This window comes from Thiolapillus sp. (assembly GCF_048562965.1).
GTDB classification, from domain to species: Bacteria; Pseudomonadota; Gammaproteobacteria; order Chromatiales; family Chromatiaceae; genus Thiolapillus; species Thiolapillus brandeum_A.
Genome location: NZ_JBHNMF010000203.1, coordinates 1 through 5,640 on the forward strand (window position 1 = coordinate 1; position 5,640 = coordinate 5,640).

Genomic DNA, 5,640 nt, shown 5'->3' on the forward strand with positions numbered 1-5,640 from the left:
TATTTCGCTTTAATATTAATAAAGCATAATTTGTTAATATGCTAACATTTTGTTTTTTAAGCAAGTTTTGTTGATTACATTTCCCTCTTGATGTTAATATTTTGTCACGTCTCAGAAGTTACCTGAAGCAGTACCAAAGGAGGGACGAATTTGTAGGGGGGCGATGCCAGGGACGGTTTTGCTAAAATTCGATAAAAATGCCGGGGCCGTACACCAGAAATCGATCTGGTATGCGGCAACCGGTCACCAGGGGGTTAATATGAAAAAAGCCTTGTCTGCAGCTGTTCTGGCTGCATTGGCAGTCGGAGCCTGCACCACTCAAGAAGAAGTGGCCAAGCAGGAACCCGCCAAAAAAGAAACAAAACATGCTGTAGCAGCATCCGTTGGCGCCAAGATGTATGGCGGCCCTGAAGTTGCAGCAGATACCAGCAAACCAAAAAATGATTACAACATTACTGTCAACTATGAGCTGGGCATGCATTGTACCGGCTTTGATTTCACCTACTGTTGTGTTTTGCCGCCGTACAATTCGGTGCAGTCCCAGGTCATCAAGACGGCCACAGGCAAGAAGAAATATCCTGAACTGCTCGAAGCTGATGAGGAAGATGCAGGTGTCGTGGTTGACGGCAAGAAGCGATTCAAACTTTCCTATGGTTTTGTCAATAACACCTATTCGGAAGGCAATAAACTCAAGTACTGGGACGTTCCTTATGATGTGAATGGTGATGGTAAATATGGCAAGGATGAAAGTGTGGCCAACGCCTACTTTACCCATCTTTATGTATACAAGGATCTGAAAGGGACTAATCCCACTGGCGGCAGCGCCGACAAGGACAAGAAGTTCGTCGGCCTGCAGATTCCTGTGCCTCGGGACAATGGACCGGCCGGTGCGGCGGTGCCCAGCCCCATCAGTGGCGGGCATCTGCATTATACGGGCGAAAAAGGTACTATCGTGTATACCAAATCGCCGGTACTGGAAAACGTTCCCATTGTGCTGACCAATCCTGGTATCTGGGATGCGTTGGGTCTGCCTTTGACTCCCTTTACCGATCGCACGGCAGCGAAAGATCTGCTAACTCTGGTGGAAAGCGACATTCAGCCCTTCCAGGAGAACTGGGTTAGTCTGGTGGATGCGGATTCGGGAAAGCCGGTTATCGATAGCCATAGCGGCAAGCCCATTACTTTTGTGGGTACCAATCCCATCGATATTCCCAACTGCTCTAACTGTCATGCCAATGAAACGGCCAATGGAAAGAAGTTCAAGTTGTATAAGCAGGAGCGGGCCTTCTGGAAGGGTCTGGGAGCTTCTGACTGGATTGCTGATTTGAAAGCAACTTCTGTGTCCATACTTGAAATGCATGATGATCATAGTGGTACGGAGTTTATGAAGAACTATGATCCTAACAGCCGTTCTACAATGAACCGCCTGGGTCGTGACCCCGTGCTGTGCCAAAAGTGTCATGGTGATAATGTTATTGGCGTTTTAGGTGCGGGCACACACAAGAATAAGGAAGGCAAGGAGGTAACCATTCCTCCGCTGACGCAGGCCATTCATACGGTGCATCAGACCAAAGTACCCCTTCCAGATTCACATGGGCGTTCAGGTTCCTGTCAAGGTTGTCATCCTGCCCACCGTTACGATGGTGGTATGGAAAATTATCCCATCACTATCGATGGCAAGAATGCCTATGCGGATGCGGATAACCGTGATGCTTCCGGGGGTTGTTATGTCGGACGTGATGTGCATTCCAATCCTAACAAGGATAAGGATGGCGTTGAGACCGATGAGCATCTGAATGCGATTGGTAGTTGGTTGCAGACCAATGTCTCCAAGATTGGCAATAACAAGGGCGGAAAGGGGCTGTGGTGCACCAACTGCCACAACCAATTGTCTCGTGAGCTGTATCAGCGGGATAATCTGAAGAACGCCTTTATGCAGACTGGCAACACAATCCGTAACAAATCCTTGGATGAAATTGCCAAGGCCATTGGCGTCAGTAAGAAAGAGTTGGCTGCCAAGTATATGGACCCCAAGGTGGTTCTGAATGCCAAGGGGGAGGATACTCCGGGGAAATCCGGCGTACTGCTGACTTGGTCTGACAAACGAATGGTGCCGGATATCGCTGTCATTGCACTCAAGGGTAAAGGTCCCATGGGCAGCAAAGATGTTGATGGTGATTTCAGTGTTGTTCCCCTGTCCGCGAATCCGGCTGTCGATATTGCCAGCCTGAAGCTGCCGAAAGGGGCGACTGGTGCAACGGCGGTGCCCTATAGTGCTGCTACCCATGGTAGTGATTACTGGCTGTCTCCCGGGGCACCACATTGCGCCGACTGTCATGCAGCACCTTTTGTTGAAGGCCAGGGTGGTGTGGCGTTCCCGATCAATCAGCCCGGTAAATACAGCCTGATGCGTTACTCAAAAGGCCATGCAGGTATTGCCTGTCAGGCTTGTCATCAGTCCATTCATGGCTTGTATCCCGTAAAGAATGGTGCAGACACGACTACGTACAAGCAGGCTCCTCAGTACAACCCGGATGGAACGCATGGTCCATTCCGTTGTGCGGCTTGTCATGAAGTGAATGAAAACGGCGTGCCTTTCCTGGCGAAAAATGACGAAGATCATAAGTGGAAAGGTCGCTATATCTCCGAGGACTATGACTCCGCGGTATCTTGGATGCATGCTACTGCACCGGATCTGGGAGGAAAGATTCCTGACGAGGATGATGATTGATTGACCAAAAAGAAAGCCAGTCATTGTCGGCTGGCTTGATTGAACAGGGAGCCTGGCTCCCTGTTTTTATTTCGGTTTTTGCGCTTTTCCCAGTAGGTTAAACAGGTAGATAAAACCAACCTGAGGCCACGCGGCTTCGGTACTAACAAACGGTATTGCTTTTATGAAGGTTTTTGATCGCATTCTTGGTATTGTAAGTTTGATGATGTTGGCAGTTCTGGTGGTGCCCGGAATTGCAGCAGGCAATGCATCTGAAATATTGGTCAGTGTAGGGGGAACGAAGGTTACGGCTGCAGACCTGGAAACTGCGGTACGCTCTTCACCGTTTGCAGTGCAGTTCAATACGCTGGGATCCCAGGAACAGGCGGCACTACGTGGAGACTTGCTCAAGCGTTTGGTTGCCCTGCGTTTACTGCGTCTTGAGGCTGCGGCACAAGGAGTAGAGAAATCACCCGAGTTTCGTAGTGAGATTGTGGAATATCGTACCTCACAGCTCTATCGCTCTTATATTCAGAAGCTCCAGGAGCAACTGCGAATTCCCGAGAAGGACTTGCAGAAGATGAAAGAAGAGTACAAAGGGCGGGCTGATGCATTGGCGGCTGCAAAGGCCTCCTGGCTGGCCGAAAGATTTAAAGTCCTGCGTTTGCGCTCCTTACAGACGTTGCGTGAAAAGCAGCATGTGGTTTTTTATGAGGATCGAATTAGGGAAGGTATCGGTTCGGACACGTTGCTGATGCAGGGTGACAAAATTGCCATTCGTTACGGTGAGTTGGTGAAAGAAGGGGAATATCCAAAACTGCCTGATGTTGAATGGATCAAGGAACAGCTTTATCAGCGTGCAGAATTATTGATATTTTCTCAAGCGGCAGCCGATGATGGGATCAACCTCGATGCCAAGATAACTGCTTATGCGCAGGAGCGCTTGCCGGCTCTGTTTGTGGAAAAATTGGAACAACAGTGGGTTCCGAACGATGAAACCATGAAGAAATATCTGCAAAATAATCCCGAATTGGCTCATATTCCTGCTCGATGGCATGTTGGTCAACTCGTCACATCATCTTATGCACAGGCGGTGGCGTTAAAAAAGCGCATTGAACAAGGTGAAAGCCTGTTTACCCTAGCCGGCCGCTACAGCATCGATCCTTATGGGAGAGCCCACAATGGGGATATGGGTTGGTTTAGGGAAGGGGAAGGGAATCCTAAAATAGAATTGCGTCTGAAGAACATGGCAGATGGTGGCTTGAGTGATATCGTTCAGACTCCTCAGGGGTATCATTTAGTAACCGTATTGGAGCGGCGACCAGGCAAGACCAGAAACTATGCGGCGATGAAAGATAAAATCCGTCAATCTATTATCGATGAAAAACTGGCGGCTTATCTGGCCAAACTACAACAAAAATATCCCGTAGACTGGAAGGTTCTGGCAAACAACACGACGAAGGATTTGAAAGGTGAGTAATTGTTTTCACAGGGTCTTTACCGGCCTTGTAGTTTTGATATTGGCAGGTGTGTGCACTGTTGGAAGCAATAACGTACAAGCGGCGACCGACCGCCAACAGCCCAGGACCAGCAGCATGGCGCTGCCGGAAAGAACCAACAATGCCTGGGAAATGAATCCTTTCTACCTCAAGGATCTTCAGGGCAAGGTGCATTCCCTGGAGGACTGGAAGGGCAAGGTCATCATGATGAATTTCTGGGCCAGCTGGTGTGGACCCTGCCAGTACGAGATCCCGGAATTCGTTCACTACCAGCAGCAGTATGGTGACAGGGGGTTGCAACTGATCGGTATCGGCGTGGATGAAAAGCGCAAGCTGGCCAATGTTGCCCGCAGCTTGGGTATGAATTATCCCACTTTGGTGCTGGAACCCTCTGCGGCAGGGAATCTGATGCGCAAGTGGGGGAACGATGCGGGTGTGATTCCCCATACCGTGGTTATTGCCCGTGATGGCCGCATCAAGTACATCCATCGTGGACAGATGGATGAAGAAGCTTTCAATACCTATGTGCTACCATTATTGAAGTAGATTTTCACGCAGGGCGTTGTTCTCCTTTAAGTGCGGCTTTTTTCTTCAAGATTTGTCGTGATCAGGCGGGTATTTCCCCTGCTGCTCGCCGCCTATCTGGTGGCAACGCAGCTGCTGTCTGTTTTGCATCCGCTGCCAGCCATGGAGAGCGAAGCGAAGGCTGGTAGACCCCAGTAGCCGCGAGGCCGCACTGTTTTCCCGGCGTGCCTTGCGCCAGAGGGAAAACAAAGTAGGCCTCCGAACGCGGCGTCCAGTCATTGGGAGGCAAGTACGGAGCAGCAACGAGCTTGCGAAGTTGTTGCGTAGTGCTTGGTGACCAGGACGGCTGGGGAACAAATAGGTTGTCAAAGGCCGAGTCGATTTTGGGGACTGGGATGTCCCAAAATCTATCACGAGGCCGAAGACACGCTTGAGCATCAGCCGCTGGATGCCGCTCAAGGCGAAGTCTGTCTCAAATGCCTGGTGTTGCAGCAGGGTTCCAGTGCATTACCTGCGCCCCTGCTTTCCTTGTATCAGCCTGTTGTCTGGCTGATCCTTTCTCTGGCCAGCGATTCGGGTCGGCTGTATGAAATGCAGCTCATCGGTCCGGTTGCGCGTGGCCCTCCCTCTGAAACTGTCTGACTGCTGAAGTGTGTTGAGGCAGGTTTTCCTGCGTATCTGACGACTGTCGGAATACATCTCCTTTCAGCTATCAACCTGTCTGTGGCTGCCAGCCCTCGTGAGCAGGTAGTCGGACAATAGTGTCTGCCCGGAAGCCGGTTTTTCCTGCTGCCAGGTGGGGTAATAAGACAATCAGGGAAAATCATGAAATACATAATCAGCATCATACTGCTGGGCAGTTGTTAATGGCCATCTATTCTGACCCACCTACGGCCAACAATTTTG

The 5,640-nt window shown here is 50.2% G+C and carries 4 protein-coding genes; 3 read left to right on the plus strand and 1 reads right to left on the minus strand.

Annotated features, from left to right (window positions below; all coding sequences use genetic code 11):
- The first annotated feature begins 178 nt into the window (after positions 1 to 178).
- The 3 genes from ACOCD2_RS11250 (at position 179) to ACOCD2_RS11260 (ending at position 4,755) form a co-directional block, all read left to right on the plus strand.
- Positions 179 to 2,731, plus strand: a complete 2,553-nt coding sequence (locus ACOCD2_RS11250) for a hypothetical protein (RefSeq protein ID WP_293647675.1) — start codon at positions 179 to 181, stop codon at positions 2,729 to 2,731.
- A 163-nt stretch (positions 2,732 to 2,894) separates the two neighbouring features.
- Positions 2,895 to 4,190 carry a peptidylprolyl isomerase gene (locus tag ACOCD2_RS11255; RefSeq protein ID WP_293647676.1) on the plus strand — a complete coding sequence of 432 codons (1,296 nt, stop codon included), beginning with the start codon at positions 2,895 to 2,897 and terminating at the stop codon, positions 4,188 to 4,190.
- Between the two features lie 115 nt (positions 4,191 to 4,305).
- Positions 4,306 to 4,755 carry a TlpA family protein disulfide reductase gene (locus ACOCD2_RS11260; protein ID WP_293647677.1) on the plus strand — a complete coding sequence of 150 codons (450 nt, stop codon included), beginning with the start codon at positions 4,306 to 4,308 and terminating at the stop codon, positions 4,753 to 4,755.
- Positions 4,756 to 4,800: 45 nt separating this feature from the next.
- Here the strand turns inward: ACOCD2_RS11260 and ACOCD2_RS11265 are convergent, their stop codons facing one another.
- Positions 4,801 to 5,148, minus strand: a complete 348-nt coding sequence (locus tag ACOCD2_RS11265; RefSeq protein WP_293652594.1) for a hypothetical protein — start codon at positions 5,146 to 5,148, stop codon at positions 4,801 to 4,803.
- Positions 5,149 to 5,640 lie beyond the last annotated feature (492 nt).

Bases quoted from the DNA above. Each gene is read 5' to 3' on its own strand.
- ACOCD2_RS11255 (WP_293647676.1), top strand. From the start codon at position 2,895: ATGAAGGTTTTTGATCGCATTCTTGGTATTGTAAGTTTGATGATGTTG.
- ACOCD2_RS11260 (WP_293647677.1), top strand. From the start codon at position 4,306: ATGGCGCTGCCGGAAAGAACCAACAATGCCTGGGAAATGAATCCTTTC.